Here is a 22,342-nt window from a genome sequence, read left to right on the forward strand (position 1 = left end):
TTTAAACGTTTGGTATGGCTTAACATCATCTATGCAACCAATTGCAATGGGTTGTCCACGTTGGTGGCAGCGGTTTTCTATTTCAAATTCAATTGCCAAGAAACTCCAAATTGGTCTTCAATAAATCCAAATTTTTGACTAAAACCGTAGTTGTTCAATGGCATCATAACTTTTCCGTTTTCAGATAATCCAGAAAATAGTCTTTCAAGTTCATCTTCATTTTCACACTCTATGTAATTGGAGACTGCTGGGGTAAAGTCCCAAGCGTGAATTGGTGGGCTATCACTGCACATAAACACGTTACCATCCAATTCGAAGGTGGCTTGCATAATCTTTCCTTCCGTGGTAGGGGCATCTTTTCCCCAACGGGTTACAGTAATGATTTTGGAATTATCGAATATGTCCAAATAAAAATTCATTGCGTTTTCTGCATTTCCGTCCTGAAAGGTTAGTGACCTGATCATTTGGTTTTCCATAGTAGTGTCGTTTTGTGTGATGATAGTTTTTTAAACTGTCGTTTTCCACCTGTAGCTTTTTGATTTCTTTCAGATTATTGTTCGTATTGTCTCAACCACTCAACACCATTAATCCCAACAATGCTATTAGTATAGTTTTTTTCATAGTATTTCTATGTTCATCTGGTTTCTTTACGTTCCGTTTTTTATCTCGATGGCCTCCCTTATTGATCAAGAAGTACAAATTGCCACGATATACCATATTTGTCTTCGCACCATCCAAATTTCTTCCCAAATCCGTAGTCTCCCTCCCCCTTATAGTTCTCTAGCGGAACCATTACCTGGCCGCCATTTGAAGATAGTTCTTCGAAAAGTTCCTGTATTAAAGTACCCTCTGTATCACTAATAAAAATTGATACCGCTGGCGTGAACGACCAAGCGTGGTTGTAATTACTTTCAGAAACCATATAATGGGTTCCATTCAAGGTAAACACTCCGTGTTTAATAAGCTCGGGGGTGCCCCCTGCCTCTCCATCAGCGTATTTTTGTATGTTTTTAATTTCCGAATTCGGAAATATGGACGCGTAAAAGTGCATTGCTTCCTCTGCCTTTCCGCATTGGTCACCAACAAATGTTAGGAATGTGGTTGTTTTCATTTTTAAATTTAGTTCAGGTTATATTTGTCTTGAAAAATTACTTCCAAAGCTCGAGTTATATAGTGTTACGCTGAAAATGTGCACTATCCGCACGCAGGCAGGTTCAGTTGTACTCAAACGCCTGTATTTATTATATTACATTGTTGCCCACATTTTTTATGGGCATCGTGAATTTAAACTCCGTAATCTCGTCAGTAGGCTTTACTTCCATCTTACCATTGTGCGCTTTTGCAATTTCAGAGGAGATACAAAGACCAATGTGACCGATGTATTATATCCGGTGTTGGTAAACGTATTATAAGTTTGCAAAGATTAGCACCTGCTCTAATTCAATTAATTCCGTTTTGTCAGGAAATTCTTTTAGTAATTTCGATAATGATTTATCAGCAAGTTCACATTTTTCTTTTTCGTTTCTACATCTATAAACAGCAGCATAAGAATATCTATAGTGAGCGTGATAATCATTTGGAAAAATTTCAATTGCTTTATTGAATTGAAACATTGCATTATGCCATTCTCCCTTTTTGATATATTCATCTCCGTCTGAAATGAAGAAATTATATTTTTTTATTCTTTCATCTTTCTCGATTTTTTCAATCATCAACTCCTTATTTGTTTGTGTTTTGAATAAATCAAATGAAAAATAGATTAAAGGAGAAGCTATAATTACAAATAGGAATAAGAAAATCAGATTACTTTTTCTTCTGCGTTTTATTATAGTTTTTCTAATCCCAGCTAATTCTTCTTTTGTTGCTGTTTTTAAATCAATTATACCTGCCGCTTTATGGTATTCTCGTTTTCTATTTAAGAAAGACCGTTCCTTTCTGAAATATGTTTTTTTTCTGAGTAATTGCCTATTCATTTTTAGGCTATTGTTCATTCCTTGAATACTTCCTCCTCCTCCCATTAATCTTTTAATGTATGATTGCCAACAGATTTGATCACGATATGGCGGGCCATTTTGCACGAGGACAGCGGCACTGTCACTACATGCCTATCCGCTGTACCAAATTTTTTATAAAGTTAGGGAATTTAGTTAAACTTGAAAGTGTCACATTTTATTAAATGCGGTGTTATGTAACGTTGATATCAATCATATCCATGTTTTTCTTTCCAATCCGATATATCAATTTTATCAATTTCTTCAAGTCTTTTTTTATTACTTTGTTCAGTAGAATAACTTATAAATACAAACCAAGAAATAAAGCTTAGCGAGAAAATAATTATTCTCTGTTTGAATTTTAGATAGTAATTTTCTCCTCTTAAATTAAATAATGTATAGGAATGAAGAAGATATGGCCTTATTATCAATATAGGTCCAAAAATGAACATCAAAATCATTTCCCAAATTTTATAACTTTCGGTTTTATTATTTTCTAATCTTTCCTTTTCTTTTGTAATCCATTCTTGATACTCTTTTTCCCATTTTTCTAAAACTTCTCTTTGCTGTTGTTCTGTTATATTTCTTCTTACAAGTTCTTTTTTAGCTTGAGAAATAGCTTCTTGTTGCCATTGTTTAGTTGATGAGTGGGCAATTCCAATTAATTCCTCAGTTTCTCTCTCAGAAATAGGTGGTTTAAAATCTGTCATTCAATGTTGGCTAACGGTTTTGCATATGATCCGGCGGGTTTTGAGCGGCAGCTTCGGCAGTGCCAACATCCCGACGCAGGTCGGGAGTGGGAAGCGCAGCGTGCGAATCAGCCGCTTGTCTCCGACGAGCTTTTTCTGCGAGAGGAAGACATTGGCGCCGCAACTACGTATTTTTCCGCGTGACCAATTTACGATTAATTGGGGAGATTCAATTTAAGCCAGATAAAAGGCATAAAATATATGCATTGTTGGCAATAGTTTTATCTAATATCTTTAATCAGATACTTAAATTTTTCTGGTTTACTAAGTTATTGAATAATTTTATCGAATGGAATTTCAACAAAACGTACTCCAAAAGCATAAGCACTTACAGAATAATCATTAAATATAATTTCAAGACCTTTTTTAGTAATTAAAAAATGTTGAAAATTTTCCCATTTAGGAGAAAGGCTTCCTTCCCAAAATAAATCCTCATCTTTTACATTTTCATCATAATTAAAAAATTCAACAGCCTCTTTCTTAAGAACTTCGAAACAAAAATGTGAAAATAAATTTAAAACCTTTTTCTCGTCATCATTGTCAAATAAATCTTCTATATCTAATTTTAATAAAGGATTTAACCTAAAGTTTAAACCTGTAATTATCCCAGATCCGTGAGCACCTCCAAAATATTTATATTGATTTTCTGAAATGCTAATTATCGATTTAGAAATTAAATTTGAATTATAAGATAAATCGAGGTTCCAGTCAGGTGTTGTAAATTTGTGCTTTATAGGTTTTCCATCAATTTCAAAAAACAGTTTTCTTACAAAAGCAATTGATTCAGCTTTTCTACCCTTAATTATATGGTTAATATCATTTATATCAGAGTTTTTTTTATTTAGAAACTGTATGAAATTGACTTGAATATCAAGTTTGATTTCTGCTTCGTAATTAAGTTTTTCATTTATCTCTTCAAATTCAAAAGTATCATTTGAAGATAATTTTGATTGTTCAATATCAATATGCTTTTTTCTTTGCAGATTCATCGCTTTTAATATTGATTCAAAACCATTTAAATATTCTACCCATTGAAACTTCCCAAGTTTTAAAGGAACTTCGCAATCATCAATTTTTACCGGAATAAGAAAAATATCATCATCTAACTTTTCTTCATAATATTCTAATGCAAGTTTAAATTCTCTCTGTATGTAGCCTCTTTTTTGTACTGATGTTTTCGAGAGTAGTAGAATTATAAAATCTGAGTCTCTCAATTCTTTTCTTAAAATGAAATTCCAGTCCTGTCCAGGAAGAATCTTTTTTTTGTCTAGCCAAGGATTATAATTTGTTGTTTCCAGAAAGTCATATAACTGCTCCGCAAATTTATAATCCTCTTTAGCATAACTTATAAAAACTTTATCAAACATCATTTAATTTGTTATGTCAAGATATTGAATTCTGGAATATATTCTTTAATTATTGCTAACGGTCTTGTATATGATGCGGCGGGCAATGAGCGGCTGATTCGGATGTGCGTAAACGCGGAGTAGCAGCGTGGCGTAGCGTTTGGTAGCAGCTCATAGAGCTGCGTGAGAATCAGCAGGGCAGAGGCGCCGCCTCTATTTTTATCCGCATTAGTTTTGTTTTGATAAAGTTAGGAAATTTAACGAAAGCCAAAAATAACAGCTGCATTTTATACGTTGTTGTGTAACGTTTCATAAATCATTATCTAAATATGGATTTAGTGAATCCAATTGATTAATCAGCGTTTCATCATAGATGTTACCTAAATTGTAATATCCACTTTCTGTTTCGCTCAATATATTCAGATAGCTCTTTTTTTCATCCGTTTTTTCAATTATTCCGATATTCAATTCAAAATTCCAACCATTTTGTTTTATTTTAGTTTGATAAAATCTTGTCGTGTAGTTGGCTTCTATGAAACCAAAAAAATCATCTTTGCTATACAATGAAATCGACTTAAATAGATTTTTAATTTTAGATGTATCGGAAATTATAAAAGATTTTTTTCCATATATCGGATCCTCTACGATATAAGATACTTTTAGAGGTTCGAGATCGAAGTCATCGTATTTAAAAGAAAACTCTTTTGGCTTGCTACATGAAAAAATCAATATAGTCAAAAGTAGAGTTAATATTTTGAACATAAACAACAATGGTTTTGATTAATTATTGACACATCTCCAATAGAATGTTACACAACGTGTTATATGGTGACATTTATCATGGTTATCCCGGGAATTTCTCAGGATACCCATGAAGATTTGTCATGGGTATCCGGTAAAGTTACTATATTTTTTAAACAGCCTGTTATAACGTAAACTTGTTGTTGTTCACAAAGAATATGGCATTAACAAAAAACAGCTTCCCATTCTCCCAAAAGCTTCTAAAGAGTACATCGTCCACCATATAAATAATACTACCGCTGCCCATTCTGGCCTCGCCAAACACTAGGGAGTTGGTCAGTTTGCTTTTGGCATCCTCGCCAGAGAAGCCAGATACCGAGGTGGGGGTTTCAATATAGCCCACATTGTACCCTTGCTCTAGGAAGGCGTAGGAGCTGCTTCCCAACTTTAGGCTATAGTAGGTATCGCCATACCCAAATGCCATAGGGTGGCTAGGATCTATCTTTATTTTATAGATGCTACCCGTTATAAAGTCCTTTACCCTCGAGCGCTCGCGCTGGTCGTAGGGAGTTAGGTTTCCTTGGGTGCCTTCTTCCTTTTCGTCGCTGGTTTTGTTGCGTTTTAGGTCAAAGCCATCTTTATCGGCAAAGGTGTTTATGGCTCCGCCCATGGCAATTATCTTGCCCCCACTGCGCACCCACGCGTTCACTTTGTCCATGGTATCCCCATTTAAGCTGGAGTACCAGCCGCTGGGCAGGACCAAAACATCGTAGTTTTTTAAGATGGCAGGGTTAAAGTTGCCTGTATCTATAGAGGTAATGGGATAGTGTAATTGTTGCTCAAAGAAATGCCAGATAGCACCATAGTTCAAGGAAGAGACTCCATCGCCACGCAACACGGCAATACGCTGGTTGTTAATGAGCTTTACGTCCGGGGAACCAAAATCGGTACGGGTATCGCCAAAACTGGTATTGGAGGCGTATAGTTGGCGGTTGTGCTCATTGGCTATCGCCACCACTTTTTTATTGAAATCTGGGTTGTTTCGGTTATCGCTCTTGGTAATCACCAAACTTCCCTTCCCAAAGTCCTTTCCGCCAAACTTCAAGTCCTTCTCGGTAAATCTAACGCGTATGTCCTCTTTTAGCAAAGCTGCCAGAAATTGGGCATCGTACATACTGTTCCATGATACTATATAACCTGCCGCGTTGGGAGCTGCGGAGTTGTTTATAGCGTAGGTTGGCAATTCACTATCTGCGGTCACCTTGGTAGTGCTGGCTACAGCGTCCAACCCGTATGCGTGCGGGATGCTCCACGCCGTAATATCGTACGTAAGGGGTTCTTCCAGTTTGGCATTGGGCTCCATCAACACCTTTACCATCTTGCCCTTGGGCTGGTTGGTATGTATTACCAAAGCATTGCTGGCATCCATACTGCCCTGGGCATTGTTGCTATAGTTAAACCCACTCACCGTACCGTTACGCTTAAAGCCATACCGTATGTTGTGCTTTTGTAGTAGCTTTGTAAGCGCGTCAATCATATCGGGGTGGCCTTTTAGCACGTAGCTCTTGTATTTTAGATCGTCGTTGGTAAAGAACTTTTTAAACTCGGTGTTTAGCTGTGCGGCATTCTTGCTGCCCATTTCAACAGTAGAGAGTCCTGTGGTGGTGTGGTGTGCTACACGGTCCACAAGGGTGAGCTCGTAGCCTTCATCGGTATTTATGCCCAATCCTGCCCTACCGTGGCCCGCTTGCTCGTAGGTCATCCCAATGGCACCCATAAAGGTGGGATAGGTATCGCCGTAGCTTGGGTACAACAAATCGAACCGCTCCCGTGTAAAGAACAACCAGCCCTCGGCATCAAAATATTTGGCGTGGTTCTTCCCTATCGCAGTCTGGAAATCGCGCTGGAATGGGGTAATGATCTCATGGAAAGGTTCCGCGGCTGGAGCAAAGTAATACGGCTCGTTTATACCCTGCTCGTGGAAATCTACATGGATATGGGGCATCCACTGGTTGTAAATTTTTAATCGTTCCCGTGTCTCAACCTGTGTGGCCCATGCCCAGTCCCGGTTAAGGTCGAACAGGTAATGGTTAGGTCTTCCTCCCGGCCACGGCTCGTGATGCTCTACAGCAGCCTGCTTGGGGTTATAGGGCTCTGCCTTTACTTGGTTGTACCAGTTGGCATAGCGGTCCCGGCCATCTGGGTTTACGCAGGGATCTATAATCACCACGGTATTTTGTAGCCATGCTTGCTTTTCGGTAATGAGCTTGTATAGGGTAGCCATAGCCGCCTCGGTGCTGGAAGCCTCGTTACCGTGTACGTTATAGCTTAACCAAACAATGGCCGTTTGCGGATTGGCACTACCGTTCTCCAACCCGATATGCTTTAGGTTATCACGACGAATCTGGTCTATATTTGCCATATTCTGTGGAGAAGTTACCACCGCATAGGTCAACGGTCTACGCTCGTTTGTTTTTCCGTAGGTATCAAAAGTTACCATCTCGCTGTTGGCGGCCACGTGCTCAAAATAGCGCACCACATCGGCGTGGCGCGAAAACTGGGCACCTACCTCATAACCAAGGAACTCGGCTGGAGACTGTAACTGTGCGGTAAGGGTTGCTGAAATAAAAAGAAATACAAAGGTGAGTTTTTGTAGCATTGTAAGGATTATTTTTAGAAGATGCTAAGATAAAGGAAATTCCAAGTTTCAAAATTGAAATTCTAAAATAATAGGGAACGCTATTGCGTATTCCTATCGCTGGAACTTTTGTGGATGCCACTTTTAAACGTGTACCGAAGTTTTTAAGAGCATATCGCACTTAAAGTTGTCACAAATTATGGATTCTAAATTCTGAATTCTGAAATTACCCGTATTTTTGAAGAAACCTTCTGAAATTTTCTATGGCGAAGACCACCATCCCGTACCACGAAACCGGCTATTTTTCAACACTGATATGCGATTACCTGGCCGAAAAACCCAAACTGAAGGATTTTTATGGAAGGTTCCCAACGCTGGAAAATTTCAAGGAACAGCTAAAGGAGAAAGCACCGTCTTTCCCAGCACAGTCCAGGGCTACACTGGTACAACAACTCCAGCAACAGTACAAGGGTTTTCAGGTTTCCGAAGCTACCGAAAACAATATCGCTTCACTTGCCAGCGAGCACACCTTTACCATAACCACGGGGCACCAACTCAACCTTTTTACGGGGCCCTTATACTTTTTGTATAAGATTGTCTCGGTGATCAACCTTTCCGAAAAACTCAACGCCCACTACCCCAACAACCATTTTGTACCGGTGTATTGGATGGCGACCGAAGACCACGATTTCGACGAGATCAACTATTTCAACCTTAAAGGTGAAAAAATAACCTGGAACCGTCCCGATGGCGGTGCCGTGGGCGAGCTGTCCACCAAAGGGTTGGAAGCCGTTGCCAAGCAAACCGAAACACTCTTCGGCAAAAGCGAACACGGAGAACACCTGCAACAATTGTTTATTGATGCTTACACAAAACACCCTAACCTAGCGGCTGCTACCCGACATCTGGGTAACGAGCTCTTTAAGGAATACGGTCTTGTAATCGTGGACGGTAACGATACCCAATTGAAAAAGCAGTTTATCCCTTATGCCGAAAAAGAACTTGCCGAGAACCTTTCGCACCAAAACATAACCAGGACCACGGCACGACTCACCCATTTGGACTACCCCGAGCAGGTACACCCACGAGAAATCAACCTGTTCTATCTTTCTGAAGGAGTTCGCGAGCGTATCATTGAAAGGGATGGAAATTACTATGTGAACGAAACCGAGCTGGTGTTCACAAAAGATGAAATATTTGCACAATTGCAGCAGCACCCAGAGCGTTTTTCGCCCAATGCCTTACTGCGCCCGTTGTATCAGGAAGTGATATTGCCCAACCTTTGTTATGTGGGTGGTGGCGGAGAACTGGCCTATTGGTTTCAGTTACAGGACTATTTTAAGACCGTGGAAGTTCCCTTCCCTATGTTGTTGTTACGAAACTCTGTATTACTCGTACCCGAAAAACTTTCAGAAAAACTTCAGAAATTAGAGGTAGCCATAAAAAGGCTGTTTCAAGATACGCACTCCCTAAAAACTGAATTTACACATCAAATTTCAGCAATAGAGATAGATTTCTCTACACAGCGGGAGCATTTACAGCAACAGTTCAAGGAGTTGTACCAGCTTTCCAAAAAAACCGATGCCTCTTTTGTGGGAGCCGTTGCGGCACAAGAAAAGAAGCAACTCAACGGACTGGACCACTTGGAGAAGCGACTGCTGAAAGCACAAAAAAGAAAATTGAGCGACCAACTTGGGAGACTCATGACCATACAGGACCACTTGTTCCCTTCACAAAGCCTACAAGAAAGAACTACCAATTTCTCTGAGTTCTACCAACTGTACGGCGATACCCTATTGCAAATCTTAAAAGAAAATCTGGATCCACTGGAACGGGAATTCACAGTAATACAACTGTAAAATTATTGTTCTGTGTCATAAATATTCAACCTGCTCTTTAGACTATTCATCTCCAGCTGGAGGGTGTCTATCTTTTCAAGAAGGTTTAAAATAATATCTATTCCCTCGGCATTTACATGCAGCTCTTGGTGCAACCGCATTATTTTATCTACCTGGTGTATCGCTTGTAAAGACACACAGGGTTGCTCTTCAACAGTGGTAATGTGTATCAAACCTGTATCGTGCAACTTATGGAACCATTGTGAGGTCACCTTGTATTGGGTGCACAATTGGGTTACTGTTATATATTCGGTACTCTTCATGATGCTTTTATTTTTGAAAGTTGGGTGAAAAGTTCTCTTTCTTTTTCAGTGAGGTTTTTTGGGATTTCCACGTTGTAGGTAATGTAAAAGTCACCGTAGCTATTGTCCTGTTTGTATTTGGTGAACCCTTTTCCTTTCAGTTTTACCTTTGTACCATTTTGGGTACCGGGTTTTACCTTTAGCTTTACTTTACTGTTAAGGGTTTCTACAGTAATCTCACCTCCCAAAACTGCTGTGTAGAGGTCTAGGACAACCGTGTGGTGCAAATCGCTTTTGTCCCTTTTAAACTTGGTATTGTTCAACACATTAAAAGTGATGTACAAATCCCCCTTTGGGCCACCGCCAACACCTTCGCCGCCATACCCTTTTATTTTTATGGTTTGCCCATCTTCTACTCCTGCAGGGATGGTAAGGCGAATATTCTTCCCATTAACCGTAAGGGTTTGCTTTTGGGAGGTGTACACATCTGTTAAGTTTATCTGTAAGCTAGCGTTAAAGTCCTGTCCCTTGAATTTTGGGGATCGTCCAAAACCACTACCGCCACCCCCTCCGAACATCGATTCAAAAAAATCTGAATATCCCGAGGGATCGCCGCCAAAACCTTCAAAACCGCCTTGGTTGGCATGTTGGTATTGATATTGGTCTTGTTGTTGTTTTTTGGCACGTTCTATATCGTCTGCATGTTTCCAGTCTTTACCGTACTGGTCGTATTTCTTTCGGTTTTCAGGATTGCTCAATACTTCATTGGCCTCATTCACTTCCTGAAACTTCCGTTGTGCTTCGGGGTCGTTCGGGTTTACGTCGGGATGGTATTTCCTAGCTAGTTTGCGGTACGCCTTCTTTATTTCCTTTTCAGTAGCTGTTTTATCGACGCCTAAAGTTTTGTAGTAATCTATAAATGCCATTGTTCCGTTTTTTAAAGTGTAGCTAACATTTTATTTTCAAGATATCCTTCATAGGTGTTTTTATAAGCGACCTTACGCTCTATCGCAATGATCACTTCTTTGGCAAAGTCCCTTTCATAAGCACGGCCCATCATATTCAACCCTCCTGGGGAGAATACGTTGATCTCCATTAACTTATCGCCCACGATATCAATCCCCACCAAGAACATTCCATCTTGTACGAGTTTGGGGCGCACGATCTCGGCCAGCTCCAGCATCTGGTCGGTTACTTTCACGGTGTCCGGTCTTCCGCCTGCGTGGATGTTACTGCGTATGTCCCCTTCGGCATTAACGCGTTGTATCACGGCATATTCCCCATCTACCTGCAAAGGTTCACCATTCATTAAAATGAGCCTAGTATCGCCTTTGGTGGCTGCAGGCAGGTATGCTTGGGCAATCACGTACCCATCCCTACAAATAGCCTCGATGGTCTGGCTCAAGTTGTGTTCGTTCTTTTTATCCATCATAAATACATTGGTACCCCCAGAGCCTTTTAAGGGTTTTAGAATCATTTTCTGTTTTTGCTTCTTGAAAAAATCGCGTATTTCTTTTTCGTCCCGGGTAATGATGGTCTCTGGACGTAACACCTCTGGAAAATGCTGAAAATACATCTTGTTTACCGCGCTCGCCAAACTACTGGGATGGTTAAGGACCAATACATTGTTTCGAACCGCTATCTCGCCAAAGATGAAGGCTGCATTCTGTGCCCACTCCCGCTCGCCTATCTCGTCACTGGGATCGTTACGAAGAAACAAAACGTCCAGGTTCTCAGAAGATACAGGCGTTAATTCCTGCTCCTGCACTGCCTTAAAATAGGTTTCCTGGCCCTTGAATTTTCTATCGGAGATAGTTTTGCAACGTGCCATTAAATTTCCGTCGCTGTCATACCCCAACTCGCCAACACCTATGTACGAAACGGTATGCCCACGTTTATAGGCTGCATAGCCAAGTGTGGGGGTGGTGTATTTTACCTCTTCGGTTTCGTGGCTGTTTATAATAAAAGCAATATGCATAGTTAGGTTGTTTTTAGTTAAGCAATTCGGTAAGTTGTATCCCGTTCCTTAAATTCTCGAGACGTTGCTGTACACTATCCCGTTCCAAAAAACGAGGGAGTACAGGTTTTCTCAATACGTCACGGTGCATTAATTCCTCTATGAGGGGGACATGGTTGGTATTAAATTTTCCTGCATACAAAGTTTCAAGATTTCCATTTTCTTTTAAATAATCCAATACATTCATCAAACCAGCGAGGTATACTGCATCTTTGGTAAGCCCACCCCCCCGATAAATACGCATTGTAATATAATAGGCCGTTTTAGCCGGAAAATTATGGTTGTCCTTAAGCAACTTGAACGTTTCAATAAAAGTTGCACCCATTACCAAACTATGTGCTGCTACGACACGGCCAGCCAATAATCGCAACCTATTTATGGTAAGCCCGTCAACAAGATATTCGGCAAGTACGGCCAGTCCTTCCTGCAATTGGTCATAGCCCGCAAAGCCAGCGTACATTTGTTTAATGGGTTGGCTCTTTCCATTGCAATAGGTTAAAATGTGTGTGGCCACCTCGTGCTGTATCAAGGCATCGCAACGGTTGGCATCCATAGAGAGTTGGTCGCTTATAAGCAAGGTAGTTTCAGAGACCATGATCCCTGCTACGTCGTTCCTAATTTCCAGCGACAGCTCCAACTGCGGAAATCTCTCTTGGTAAAAATCTATTTCCTTCTGGGCGTGTTCGGCAAAATCATGACAATTGAACCTTTCAATTTCTAAAGGGGAATCACCCTCGGGAAATGCTTTCAACAACTCTTGCGCCCCTCTTAAAACCTCGTCTTCAATAGCGCCATACAAACTCTCACCCACAAACCTAAAGCTGTCGGTTCCTCGTTCCTCGAGCATGGTTAGCTGTTTTTCAATCTCCAAACGTTTATCGCGTAAGATGAAGGCCAGTGTTGGGTCGTTCACCTTTTCCAGTGGGATATCGTATAGTTTTCTTTTTTGCTGCTCGGGATCCAGTGCCACCAATCTGTAATTAAAAGAGGGTGTTTTTGTAAAATTACTTATCTTGAATTTTTCCCACTCTTGCGAACTGTTAACAGGGGTAGTACGCATTAAAAAGGACATTCCCTCGCTAATCTCGGCCAAGGTATCATCTGCTTCCATGGTAATTTTGTCCAGATTGGTTTTACCCAGCATTAAATAGTGCGCAAACGGGTTGGACGTTTGTACCCGTATAAATTCGTAAACGGCACGTTTTATAATTTCTGAAAGGTGGGTTGCGAACTTTCGGTAAAAAATAGAGAAGACCTGGTTCTCCTCAGGACGTTGGTAAATAGTGGGCACTGCCAGCCCTATAATCAAACTACCCGTTTCTTTGGTCTGGTCCATTTTCAGGAGCGGTTCCAAACGGTCCGGGTGCCTATCGTGCGTATCGGAAACTATTGCTGAAACCTCGGGATAAATCAACCGCATCTCGTCTATACCATCCTGCAAGGCTTTTACGGTTGCGGGGGCTTTTTCTTTTGGGCAGGAAATTTCAAATTCTGCCTCGTGGTCTTTGCGAACGGGCCACATTTCGAGTATCAAGAACGAGTTCAGTTTTTTTGAAACTGAAGTTGCCAGTAGCTCCAGTAATCCTGAAATATCTACTGTATCTTTTACAATGATATAGGAGGCTTGGGTCTTCAGCAACCCTGAAAAATATAGGTCTGGTTTTTTATATCGATACACACAAATATACGGCAGTACCTTGTCTATATGAAGCATTCCACCCTCTGGCAGTGCCTGGTTTATGGGTAATTCGGTTTCGAGCGAGTCGTTTAGTGATCGTAAAAAATCTTGGTCAATCATATACTCTAAAAATACCTAAAAATTGTACGCTACGAGAGGTTTTGGGCTTAGATTAGGATATGTTTAACGTTGGATTACTTTCCCTTTTGAAAATTTTGGCAAATCATATTGCACTGAACATTTTTTAGATAAAAGCAGGGTAATTTTATGGAAAATTGCACCGAAGTATTATTTTTGCAGATGCAAAACAAAGTCCTCATCCTAGATTTCGGATCGCAGTACACACAACTTATCGCAAGACGTGTAAGAGAACTGAACATTTACTGCGAAATTCATCCATACCACAACATTCCAAACGATCTGTCCAGCTTTAAGGCAGTAGTACTCTCCGGAAGTCCACTATCGGTACGAAACGAAGATGCTGCACACCCAGACCTTAGCAATATTAAAGGAAAACTCCCGCTTTTGGGGGTTTGTTACGGCGCCCAGTATTTGGCCCATTTTGGTGGTGGAAGCGTGGAGCCGTCCAACATAAGGGAGTACGGTCGTGCAAAACTTTCAATGATAAAGGATAGTGAGCCTTTGTTCAAGGAAATCCCCGAAGGCACCCAAGTATGGATGAGCCATAGCGATACCATTGCAAAGCTACCCGAAAACGGTGTACGCTTGGCGAGCACAGCAGATGTTGTGAATGCAGCTTACAAAATTGAAGGTGAAGAAACGTATGCCATACAATTCCACCCAGAAGTATACCACTCTACCCACGGCAAGCAATTGCTGGAAAACTTTTTGGTACACATGGCAGGGGTGGAACAAAGTTGGACCCCCGCTGCTTTTGTAGACACAACAGTAGCTGAGTTAAAAAAGAAAATTGGTCTTGACAAAGTAGTGCTGGGCTTGAGCGGAGGAGTGGACAGTACCGTTGCAGCAGTTTTATTGCACCAAGCCATTGGAAAAAACCTGTACTGTATTTTTGTGAACAACGGCCTGTTGCGAAAAAATGAATTCAATAGCGTGCTGGAGCAATATAAAGATATGGGGCTTAATGTTAAGGGTGTAGATTCCAGTGACCGCTTTTTAAGTGCCTTGGCCGGAAAGAGCGACCCCGAGGAAAAACGAAAAGCCATTGGTAACACTTTTATAGAGGTTTTTGATGACGAGGCCCACGAAATAACCGATGTAACCTACTTGGCACAAGGAACCATATACCCGGATGTTATTGAAAGTGTCTCGGTAAATGGGCCCTCTGTTACCATTAAGAGCCACCACAATGTAGGAGGTTTGCCAGATTTTATGAAACTGAAAATTGTAGAGCCCCTGCGAATGCTCTTTAAGGACGAAGTGAGGCGCGTAGGCGCACAGTTGGGTATCGACAAGAAGCTATTGGGCCGCCACCCGTTCCCAGGACCAGGATTGGCCATTAGAATTTTAGGGGATATCACGGCAGAGAAAGTACGTATCCTCCAAGAAGTGGATGCTATTTTTATCGATGGGCTCCGTAAATGGGACCTATACGACAAAGTGTGGCAAGCAGGTGCCATTTTACTTCCCGTACAAAGTGTTGGCGTCATGGGAGACGAACGTACCTACGAAAAAGTAGTGGCCCTTCGAGCCGTGGAAAGTACCGATGGGATGACCGCAGACTGGGTAAACCTACCCTACGAATTCTTACAGGAAACCAGCAACCATATAATAAATCGTGTAAAAGGCGTTAATAGAGTAGTGTACGATATAAGTAGCAAACCCCCTGCAACCATAGAATGGGAATAGCGTCCCGGGGTAACATTTGCAACTTTAATCATATTTTAAGAACAACAAACCTGCTTTATCCGTACTTTTATGGAAAAGTAAAAACCTTGATACGAACATTGAAATATCTTCTTTATATAGCCATAGTTGGCTTTTTAATTGTAAGCTGCGATGCCATTTCTTCCACAACACAGGAAAAGTACAAGAGCCACAAGGTTTCCAAAGGCGAAACCGTTTTTAGTATTGCCAAACAATATAATACCACCCAAGAAGCTATTTATAGCCTCAATCCAGATGCTAGGGACGGCGTAAAGGAAAACACGATCTTAGTGATACCTTCGGGTGATGTTATAAATAGCTCTGGAACTTCTTCTTTTAAAATGCACAAGGTAAAACGAAAGGAGACACTTTTCAGCATTTCACAGTTGTACGGGGTTTCCATAGATGATATAAAAAAATACAACAAGCACTTATATGCAAAGCAAGTGAAGAAAGGAGAAAAGCTTCGCATCCCTATCAAAAATACAGCCTCCACTACCACTACTACCACTGAAACAACCGCTACCTCTTCAAAAAACACCCATACGGTACAACCCAAGGAGACAAAATTCGGTATCGCGAGAATGTACGGTATCACAGTAGCCCAACTAGAAGCGCTGAATCCAGATCTGGGCGAAGGCCTGCCAGTAGGAATTAGTATACATGTTCCTGAAGAGAAAATAGTTTCAGAAGAAATAGACAACGACAAGTATACCCTCTACGAGGTACAACCCAAAGAAGGGTTTTATAGATTGAAAGTGAAGTTTGGCCTTACCGAAGAAGAAATAGTTTCCCTGAACCCTTATGCCAAGGACGGACTGAAAGAAGGGATGATACTAAAACTTCCCAAAAATATTGAAATAGTAGCCACTGAAAACGTATCCAACGTAAATCTGGAATCCAGCCTCACCAACAAATCCGAGAAAAACATAGCGCTTATGCTACCGTTTATGTTAAACCGAGCTTCGGTAGATTCGATCAACAATACAGAGGTACTCCAAGAACAACGTACCATGCGAATTGCCTTGGACTTTTATAGCGGAGCGCTCATGGCAGCAGAATTTGCCAAGGATAAAGGTGTTTCGGTTACTTTTAACGTATTCGATACAGAAGCGAATGCTTCAAAAGTGAGCACTATAATTTCAGCAAACAATGTAAACAGCATGGATGCCGTAATAGGGCCACTGCTTAGCAACAACGTAGAAAAAGCTTCTTCAGCATTAAACCGAAGCGATGTCCCTGTTTTTTCACCTCTTAGCAATCGTAAGTTAAGGGCCACCCAGAATGTGTTCCAAACCCTTCCCGATGATGAAATTTTGGAGAACGGGATGCTGCAATGGATACAAAGCAATAGCGCAGGGAACAACATCGTTTTAATTTCTGATGCTTCCAGAAGAAAACAAAAGGAAAAGATAGTTGCAGCATTACCTCAGGCAAAAACCATTACCCCTAGGGAAAAAGGATTTCTGTACATTGGTGATATAGATAAACATATGGCCCGAGGCACAGCGGACAACTGGGTAATCGTGGAAACTACAAATCCTGTGCTCCTGAGCAACGTAGTGACCCTTCTTAACGGGATGCCAAAAGATTATAATGTACGTTTGTTCACCCTGGACAAGAACAAAGCTTTTGAGTTTGATGATGTAAGCAATATGAATTTGGCCAGATTGGGGCTTACCTTTCCTTCGGTGAGTAAGAGTTATAGCTATGACGAAAAAGATCCCTTTTTAATAAGCTATAAGAACAAATATGGTGTATTGCCCAACAAATATGCCGTACGTGGGTTTGATGTAACCTACGACGTACTCTTGAGGCTGGCTTCTTCCGAAGATTTTTATAAAGAGATTACCGGTGAGATAGAGACCGAATACATTGAGAGTAAGTTTCGTTACCAACCTAAGGCTACTGGGTATGCCAACAGAGCTATGTATATTTTACAGTACAACAAGGACCTTAATTTTGATGTGGTAAAATGAGCACTTCCAAAGTAACATATCTGGGAAACCTTCGTACCGAGTGTACCCACCTAAAATCTGGTAACAACTATATAACCGACGCCCCTACCGATAATAACGGGAAAGGAGAAGCATTTTCCCCTACCGATACCATAGCAACCGGTCTTGCCAATTGTATGCTTACCGTTATGGGAATTAAGGCAATGGATCTGGGTGTAGATATAACAGCCAGTACAGCAATGGTTACCAAAACAATGACTTCAAATCCAAGACGCATCTCAAAGATTGAAATTGAACTGAATCTACCGGGGAACACTTCGGATAAAAATCGAAAAATCCTTGAAAATACTGCTAATTCCTGTCCCGTGCACCATAGCTTGCACCCCGATATTGAAAAGGTTATCCAATTTAATTGGGGCTAAAGTTGAAGTGGCTTTTCAATAAAAACCTCATAAACCCGTTACAATAGTCATGAAAATTCTTGTAACCCTCATATTGGCCCTTTGCATGGCTCCCCTACCCTCCACCAGTACTATAAAAATGCAATGGGATGAAGACCGAAAGCTTACTTGGGCAGATTTTAAAGGAACTCCTGATGCCGGAGATAGTTTTGTGGCCAGTACCAACAGTGGTATCTCTTTTTCATTTTCGTACAAGGTGAAAAGTGGAAAAATGACGATGGACTACGACGTACAATGTAATTTTTACCCAGAATTATCGTGGTACAAACCAGATCTGGTAACAGATTATATCCTAAAGCACGAGCAGACCCATTTTGATATTTCTGAACTCTACGCTCGCAAATTGCGAAAGGCCATGGAAGAAACCTCCTTTTCTAACAACCCAAAGGAAGAGGTAAATGCACTTTACCAAAAAAATGAAACTGCCCGACAACAAATGCAGACCAAATTCGATTTTGACACAGACCACTCCAAAAACGAACCAGTAGAAATACAATGGCGCCGCTTTGTTGCCAAAGAACTGAAAAAATATGAACGCTGGAAATTACAATAATCCAAACACATTTCCAGACCCCGAGCATTTAAAGGAACTGGCCAACTATAAAATGCCTTTTGGCAAATATAAAAACCAACGTCTCTTGACGCTTCCCGAAGCATATTTTGTGTGGTTCAAGCAAAAAGGATTCCCAAAGGGAAAACTAGGTAGTATGATGCAAGAAATGCACGAGATAAAAATTAACGGCTTGGAGAGCTTGCTACGACCACTTGTGCAAGATTAAAATTTAAAACCAAACTTTTCTGAAAATACATTTAGCTATCTTTATACCGTAAATGTATACACATGGTAAGATATTTCCTTTTTGCTTTTTCATTGTTATTGTTAAGCTGCAACGACAAAAACACCTCCCTTCAAATAGAGGATTCTTGGGACAAAGAGTACCAAGCCATCTCAAAACTGGGCGATACCCTATATAGCAATCCGCCTCCCGAAAAAATTTCAGAACAATACGAGGAAAAGAAACAAGCTTACCAACAAAACGATGATCTGGAAAATACTATCTGGCTAGGTAGGTTTACGGCCTATACCGGAAACTACAGAGAAGCTATAGCCATATACACCACGGGGCTGGAAAAATTCCCAAACGAGTCTCGCTTGTTGCGCCACAGGGGCCACCGTTATATTACCGTTCGAGAATTTGAGAATGCGGTTGCCGATCTTGAAAAAGCAGCGCAACTTATAGAAGGAACTGAAAACAAGGTTGAAGAAGACGGCCTGCCCAATGCACAGAATATTCCGGTGAGCACAATGCATGGCAATATCTATTATCATTTAGGGTTGGCGCACTACCTTAAAGGTAGCGACCAAAAAGCACTTGATGCCTTCAAGAAATGTTTACGAACGTCAAAAAACCCAGACAATGTCGTATCTGCATCCCATTGGATCTATACCATAAACTGCCAGATGGGACGTAAACCCACAGGATTTAATTATGTGAAAAATATTAATAGCGACCTCAACGTAATTGAGAATCATGCCTATCTTAAAGCTTGTTTGCTCTACAAAGGCGAACTAAAACCAGAAACGCTGCAAACAAATCTTGAAGATTCGGCTTCAAACAGTGCGCTTGCTTACGGGCTTGGCAACTACTTACTGTGCGAGGGCGATGCAAATACTGCCGAATCCATTTTCGAGGAAATTGTCTCAGGCGATGATTGGGCATCCTTCGGCTATATCGCGGCTGAGGTAGATCTGGCCAATAAGTTTTAACTCGAAGTATTTTTTCGTTCTTTTTCTTCAATCCACTTGCTTAGATATTTAGTGGCCTGCAAGGTTTTATATTGAAGGACTTGCCCAATAAAATGACGGTTTCTGTGGTCCTGTACATCTTTCAGCAATATTGAAATTTTTGCTGAAAAAGCTTCTGAAAAGTCGCGTTTATGAAAGCGCTGTCTCAAGGTTTTATATCCTGCCCTTTGGGCTTTTTGCCAATCCTCCTTCTGTAAATACAACGTTGAAGCCGCCTCTACAAATTGTTTCCAATCATCTTCAATGTTACCTGGAATTTCTTCTAAACCGTACATCCCTTCTGCCCCGATAGCGGTAGTGACCGATGGCAGGCCAAATTGCATTGCATCCAGAAGCTTTCCCTTCAATCCTGCGCCAAATGGGATGGGTGCCAACTGCACCCGTGCATTTTGCATAACTCCCTCTATATCCTCTGCCCAACCTTTAATAAAAAACCGTTCCGATGGACTGTGCAATGCTTGAATTTGCTGGGGCGCATAGGCACCATATACATAGAGATTCGCTTCAGGAACCTTGTTTTTCAAGATAGGCCAGATGTGCTCTTTCAAGATTTTTACGGAAGCTACATTGGGAGCGTGCTTCAGGTTCCCAACAGCGATAAAATGGCTTCGATCCTCAAAAGAATCCTGTTGGCGTATTGTTGTTGCTGAAATTTCTGCTGGAATAACAAAGGGAAGATAAAAGAGCAACCCTTTGGGGGTGTTAAAGGTAGTGGTGAGCAATTCCATTTCAACTTCAGAAATAATCAAACTTACATCACATCTAAGAATACTCGCTAATTCACGTTTGGCGGTTTGGGTAAATAAATCCGCTTGCGATATGGGCCATCCCTTTCTGTATGCCGCTTCCCTAGCCTTTCGGAGAAAGTGAAGGTCTTCAGTATCCAAGATGCGTATTGCGTTGGGGCACATTTCGGCAACCCGCCAACCAAATTGCTCCTCGGTGATAAAACGGTCAAAAAGTACGACGCTGGGTTGTAATGCTCTTAAAAGTTCATCAAAACTTGGGTCGTTCAACTCAATTGTAGAGGTGGTGATAGACAACCCCCCCAGCGCAAACGATTTGTCACTCCTAGCAGCCGTAGTTGCAAACGAAAGGGAAAACCCTTGTTCCAAAAACAACTCGATAAGCTGTAACATCCTACCACCGGCTGCAGTGGTGCTGGGCTCAGGGAAGGTATGGCCTATTATGAGGAGTTTTTGGCTCAAGAAAAAAAAGGTTTAAAATTCCGAAATTTGTGGTTACTCAATATCTTTAAGGTTAATGGCTACTGTTCGCACAGTTTTCTCTTTTCCCTCAACATCCGTCCAAGCGACATAGGCAGTTTCTTCCATTACTTCCAACTGTGGGAAACCACTGGCACGGTCTGGAGTGGTTTCAAAAATTTGTACTTCTTTCGTTTTTCCTTCTGAAATTGAAACTTCTGCCAGCATAATTACTTCGCTTTCGCCTTTGGGCTCCATCCACAGAACCAAAGCATCAGTTTCAGAAATCATCTCAACATCCACACGGCCGGTTGCATTGCCGTTATCAATCCTGAACGGTTGTTGTATGTCGCTTTCCAGAAATGAGACTTTTATTTTTCCTTCGCCATCGGCAGCTGTAAACCAAGCTGTAACAAAGGAATTCCCAAAAGCATCAATTGATGGGCCATTTACGGGGCAACCCGCAATTTTCCAAGTATCGGCGTGAACCTTTTTTATAGATTTTTCCAAATGCCCTGTTACAGCCTTTGTTGCCACTGAAATATCCCTAATCTCAGTTTCGCTCCTATCTCTATACGCAATGCGGGTCATTCGGCCAGAATTGGCAATAGATGTCTGGCAACAATCGCACACCCTATTATCCAGTTGTACCTCATTTAATACTTCACCATCATTAGTTATTATTGCACTACGCAGGGTCATAGCACCACCCGCACCTTGCTTGTCATGATTCTCGTGGCTACCACCTGTGTTTCTACCATCCAGCCAAGCAACTTCAAATCCACCTGGTACGGGAACGGCAGAAACGAAGCCGTGTTCGGTTTTAGTCCCGTCTGTATTGAGGAGCAAATTTTTATGCCAGGTTTTAGTTTCTGAATTATAACTATTATATCGAATATCGTAAGCATACGTAGCGGTATCGGATTTTTGAAGGTACGTGGTCAAGATATTACCATTATTTTCACAGATTACGGGAAAATCGGCCCAGTTGGTAAACCAATCTGTACCTTGCGTGATAGTTTCGGTTTTGTTCCAAATTGTTCCATTATATACCGAATAATTTAGAAAATCTGTATCCTTTTCACTCGTCACCCAAGACATATACAGCTGTTTTCCATTGCTGAACAAACGCGGGAGATGGCTTTTGTCTATTTCAGCTGGGTTTAAAAATTCTTGGACGCTTGGATTTTTTTTAGCTTCAGTAGAAAGGTCTTTTGAAGGATGCTGGTGCTTTATCCCGTCGTTACAAGACGACATTAGCAATGCTATGAAGAACAAGAGTTTATATTTCATAAAATTGTAGAGTACTTTTTAAGTATACCAAAAATAACTAAAATAGTATCTTTGGGTATGGCATACGAATTCTTTTTAGATGCATTACACACGCTTCCACTCCATTCAAAAAATATGTTTGGGGTTACTGCTTATTACCTTGAGGATTATTTGCTTTTTGCGCTCAATACGAATAAGAAATATCCTAACGATATAGGTATTTGGGTGGCTACACCGCTAGAAACACAAGAAGAACTCACCAAATTACTTGACGAATGGCGCTATCTACAAAGAATCCCCACAAAAAAATATGTGCTATTGCCTGCGGAAAGTGATACGTTTGAGGCAGATGCCAGAACAATTACCGAACTGATCCTAAACCGAAGTACGCTAATTGGCACATTACCAAAGAAAAAATCGTCTCAAAGAAAGTCCGACTGAGAAATCGCATCTTGGTAATCCGTGAGCAGGTTTCTACACAGCAAGATGTA

Annotated in this window: 21 protein-coding genes; 8 read left to right on the forward strand and 13 right to left on the reverse strand. The window is 41.1% G+C overall.

The genetic code is table 11. The features are described 5' to 3' along the window. Positions 1-77: 77 nt before the first annotated feature. From C8D94_RS10980 to C8D94_RS11015, 7 genes are all read right to left on the reverse strand, one after another. Positions 78-476 (reverse strand): VOC family protein, encoded by a 399-nt coding sequence (locus C8D94_RS10980; protein ID WP_115123984.1) that lies wholly within the window; start codon positions 474-476, stop codon positions 78-80. Between the two features lie 203 nt (positions 477-679). Continuing rightward, positions 680-1,111 (reverse strand): VOC family protein, encoded by a 432-nt coding sequence (locus tag C8D94_RS10985; protein ID WP_115123985.1) that lies wholly within the window; start codon positions 1,109-1,111, stop codon positions 680-682. A gap of 295 nt (positions 1,112-1,406) precedes the next feature. Then, entirely contained in the window at positions 1,407-2,018 is a 612-nt protein-coding gene (locus tag C8D94_RS10990; protein WP_115123986.1) for a tetratricopeptide repeat protein, read from the reverse strand. Positions 2,019-2,200: 182 nt separating this feature from the next. Then, complete coding sequence (locus tag C8D94_RS10995; protein ID WP_115123987.1) at positions 2,201-2,701, reverse strand: hypothetical protein; 501 nt, start codon at positions 2,699-2,701, stop codon at positions 2,201-2,203. Between the two features lie 308 nt (positions 2,702-3,009). Next, positions 3,010-4,110: a TIR domain-containing protein gene (locus C8D94_RS11005; RefSeq protein ID WP_115123989.1), complete on the reverse strand. Its 1,101-nt coding sequence runs from the start codon at positions 4,108-4,110 to the stop codon at positions 3,010-3,012. A 285-nt stretch (positions 4,111-4,395) separates the two neighbouring features. Next, the gene (locus C8D94_RS11010) at positions 4,396-4,848 is read right to left on the reverse strand and encodes a hypothetical protein (protein ID WP_147278542.1); all 453 of its coding nucleotides are present in this window, start codon (positions 4,846-4,848) and stop codon (positions 4,396-4,398) included. A 163-nt stretch (positions 4,849-5,011) separates the two neighbouring features. After that, positions 5,012-7,486, reverse strand: a complete 2,475-nt coding sequence (locus tag C8D94_RS11015) for a M14 family metallopeptidase (protein ID WP_115123991.1) — start codon at positions 7,484-7,486, stop codon at positions 5,012-5,014. 242 nt (positions 7,487-7,728) lie between these two features. Between C8D94_RS11015 and bshC the strand changes: the two genes are divergently transcribed. Further along, on the forward strand, positions 7,729-9,324 hold the full coding sequence (bshC, locus tag C8D94_RS11020; protein ID WP_115123992.1) for a bacillithiol biosynthesis cysteine-adding enzyme BshC: 1,596 nt from the start codon (positions 7,729-7,731) through the stop codon (positions 9,322-9,324). A 2-nt stretch (positions 9,325-9,326) separates the two neighbouring features. Here the strand turns inward: bshC and C8D94_RS11025 are convergent, their stop codons facing one another. From C8D94_RS11025 to C8D94_RS11040, 4 genes are read right to left on the reverse strand one after another with little or no spacing between them, the layout of a single operon-like run. Then, positions 9,327-9,626, reverse strand: a complete 300-nt coding sequence (locus tag C8D94_RS11025; RefSeq protein ID WP_115123993.1) for a chaperone modulator CbpM — start codon at positions 9,624-9,626, stop codon at positions 9,327-9,329. Beyond that, positions 9,623-10,531 carry a DnaJ C-terminal domain-containing protein gene (locus C8D94_RS11030; protein ID WP_115123994.1) on the reverse strand — a complete coding sequence of 303 codons (909 nt, stop codon included), beginning with the start codon at positions 10,529-10,531 and terminating at the stop codon, positions 9,623-9,625. The genes C8D94_RS11025 and C8D94_RS11030 overlap by 4 nt, the downstream gene beginning before the upstream one ends. 11 nt (positions 10,532-10,542) lie before the next feature. Further along, on the reverse strand, positions 10,543-11,583 hold the full coding sequence (locus C8D94_RS11035; protein ID WP_115123995.1) for a glutathione synthetase: 1,041 nt from the start codon (positions 11,581-11,583) through the stop codon (positions 10,543-10,545). A gap of 13 nt (positions 11,584-11,596) precedes the next feature. After that, positions 11,597-13,420 carry a flavohemoglobin expression-modulating QEGLA motif protein gene (locus C8D94_RS11040; RefSeq protein ID WP_115123996.1) on the reverse strand — a complete coding sequence of 608 codons (1,824 nt, stop codon included), beginning with the start codon at positions 13,418-13,420 and terminating at the stop codon, positions 11,597-11,599. Between the two features lie 180 nt (positions 13,421-13,600). Between C8D94_RS11040 and guaA the strand changes: the two genes are divergently transcribed. From guaA to C8D94_RS11070, 6 genes are all read left to right on the forward strand, one after another. Then, a complete protein-coding gene (gene guaA / locus C8D94_RS11045; protein WP_115124053.1) occupies positions 13,601-15,130 on the forward strand; it encodes a glutamine-hydrolyzing GMP synthase in 1,530 nt (509 codons plus the stop codon). Positions 15,131-15,228: 98 nt separating this feature from the next. After that, entirely contained in the window at positions 15,229-17,127 is a 1,899-nt protein-coding gene (locus C8D94_RS11050; protein WP_170134763.1) for a LysM peptidoglycan-binding domain-containing protein, read from the forward strand. Then, a complete protein-coding gene (locus C8D94_RS11055) occupies positions 17,124-17,528 on the forward strand; it encodes an OsmC family protein (RefSeq protein ID WP_115123998.1) in 405 nt (134 codons plus the stop codon). Before C8D94_RS11050 ends, C8D94_RS11055 begins: the two co-directional genes overlap by 4 nt. 49 nt (positions 17,529-17,577) lie before the next feature. After that, complete coding sequence (locus tag C8D94_RS11060; protein ID WP_115123999.1) at positions 17,578-18,120, forward strand: DUF922 domain-containing protein; 543 nt, start codon at positions 17,578-17,580, stop codon at positions 18,118-18,120. Continuing rightward, a complete protein-coding gene (locus tag C8D94_RS11065) occupies positions 18,098-18,346 on the forward strand; it encodes a DUF3820 family protein (protein ID WP_115124000.1) in 249 nt (82 codons plus the stop codon). The genes C8D94_RS11060 and C8D94_RS11065 overlap by 23 nt, the downstream gene beginning before the upstream one ends. 62 nt (positions 18,347-18,408) lie before the next feature. Next, positions 18,409-19,335, forward strand: a complete 927-nt coding sequence (locus tag C8D94_RS11070) for a tetratricopeptide repeat protein (RefSeq protein WP_115124001.1) — start codon at positions 18,409-18,411, stop codon at positions 19,333-19,335. On the opposite strand, the gene C8D94_RS11075 is transcribed toward C8D94_RS11070, so the two are convergent. Then, the gene (locus tag C8D94_RS11075) at positions 19,332-20,582 is read right to left on the reverse strand and encodes a glycosyltransferase family 4 protein (protein WP_245946282.1); all 1,251 of its coding nucleotides are present in this window, start codon (positions 20,580-20,582) and stop codon (positions 19,332-19,334) included. The two genes, C8D94_RS11070 and C8D94_RS11075, sit on opposite strands and share 4 nt — an antisense overlap. 33 nt (positions 20,583-20,615) lie before the next feature. Then, positions 20,616-21,872: a hypothetical protein gene (locus tag C8D94_RS11080; RefSeq protein ID WP_115124002.1), complete on the reverse strand. Its 1,257-nt coding sequence runs from the start codon at positions 21,870-21,872 to the stop codon at positions 20,616-20,618. A 57-nt stretch (positions 21,873-21,929) separates the two neighbouring features. Between C8D94_RS11080 and C8D94_RS11085 the strand changes: the two genes are divergently transcribed. After that, positions 21,930-22,292 (forward strand): hypothetical protein, encoded by a 363-nt coding sequence (locus C8D94_RS11085; protein WP_115124003.1) that lies wholly within the window; start codon positions 21,930-21,932, stop codon positions 22,290-22,292. Positions 22,293-22,342 lie beyond the last annotated feature (50 nt).

Source organism: Marinirhabdus gelatinilytica (assembly GCF_003353425.1).
GTDB classification, from domain to species: domain Bacteria; phylum Bacteroidota; class Bacteroidia; order Flavobacteriales; family Flavobacteriaceae; genus Marinirhabdus; species Marinirhabdus gelatinilytica.

What these genes read in the sequence shown, in the direction of transcription:
- guaA (WP_115124053.1), top strand. Translation starts at nt 13,601, where the DNA reads ATGCAAAACAAAGTCCTCATCCTAGATTTCGGATCGCAGTACACACAA.
- C8D94_RS10980 (WP_115123984.1), bottom strand. Translation starts at nt 476, where the DNA reads ATGGAAAACCAAATGATCAGGTCACTAACCTTTCAGGACGGAAATGCA.
- C8D94_RS11040 (WP_115123996.1), bottom strand. Translation starts at nt 13,420, where the DNA reads ATGATTGACCAAGATTTTTTACGATCACTAAACGACTCGCTCGAAACC.
- C8D94_RS10995 (WP_115123987.1), bottom strand. Translation starts at nt 2,701, where the DNA reads ATGACAGATTTTAAACCACCTATTTCTGAGAGAGAAACTGAGGAATTA.
- C8D94_RS11025 (WP_115123993.1), bottom strand. Translation starts at nt 9,626, where the DNA reads ATGAAGAGTACCGAATATATAACAGTAACCCAATTGTGCACCCAATAC.
- C8D94_RS11080 (WP_115124002.1), bottom strand. Translation starts at nt 21,872, where the DNA reads ATGAAATATAAACTCTTGTTCTTCATAGCATTGCTAATGTCGTCTTGT.
- C8D94_RS11030 (WP_115123994.1), bottom strand. Translation starts at nt 10,531, where the DNA reads ATGGCATTTATAGATTACTACAAAACTTTAGGCGTCGATAAAACAGCT.
- C8D94_RS11005 (WP_115123989.1), bottom strand. Translation starts at nt 4,110, where the DNA reads ATGATGTTTGATAAAGTTTTTATAAGTTATGCTAAAGAGGATTATAAA.
- C8D94_RS11055 (WP_115123998.1), top strand. Translation starts at nt 17,124, where the DNA reads ATGAGCACTTCCAAAGTAACATATCTGGGAAACCTTCGTACCGAGTGT.
- C8D94_RS11035 (WP_115123995.1), bottom strand. Translation starts at nt 11,583, where the DNA reads ATGCATATTGCTTTTATTATAAACAGCCACGAAACCGAAGAGGTAAAA.
- C8D94_RS11070 (WP_115124001.1), top strand. Translation starts at nt 18,409, where the DNA reads ATGGTAAGATATTTCCTTTTTGCTTTTTCATTGTTATTGTTAAGCTGC.
- C8D94_RS11010 (WP_147278542.1), bottom strand. Translation starts at nt 4,848, where the DNA reads ATGTTCAAAATATTAACTCTACTTTTGACTATATTGATTTTTTCATGT.
- C8D94_RS11015 (WP_115123991.1), bottom strand. Translation starts at nt 7,486, where the DNA reads ATGCTACAAAAACTCACCTTTGTATTTCTTTTTATTTCAGCAACCCTT.
- C8D94_RS11060 (WP_115123999.1), top strand. Translation starts at nt 17,578, where the DNA reads ATGAAAATTCTTGTAACCCTCATATTGGCCCTTTGCATGGCTCCCCTA.
- bshC (WP_115123992.1), top strand. Translation starts at nt 7,729, where the DNA reads ATGGCGAAGACCACCATCCCGTACCACGAAACCGGCTATTTTTCAACA.
- C8D94_RS10985 (WP_115123985.1), bottom strand. Translation starts at nt 1,111, where the DNA reads ATGAAAACAACCACATTCCTAACATTTGTTGGTGACCAATGCGGAAAG.
- C8D94_RS10990 (WP_115123986.1), bottom strand. Translation starts at nt 2,018, where the DNA reads ATGGGAGGAGGAGGAAGTATTCAAGGAATGAACAATAGCCTAAAAATG.
- C8D94_RS11085 (WP_115124003.1), top strand. Translation starts at nt 21,930, where the DNA reads ATGGCATACGAATTCTTTTTAGATGCATTACACACGCTTCCACTCCAT.
- C8D94_RS11065 (WP_115124000.1), top strand. Translation starts at nt 18,098, where the DNA reads ATGAACGCTGGAAATTACAATAATCCAAACACATTTCCAGACCCCGAG.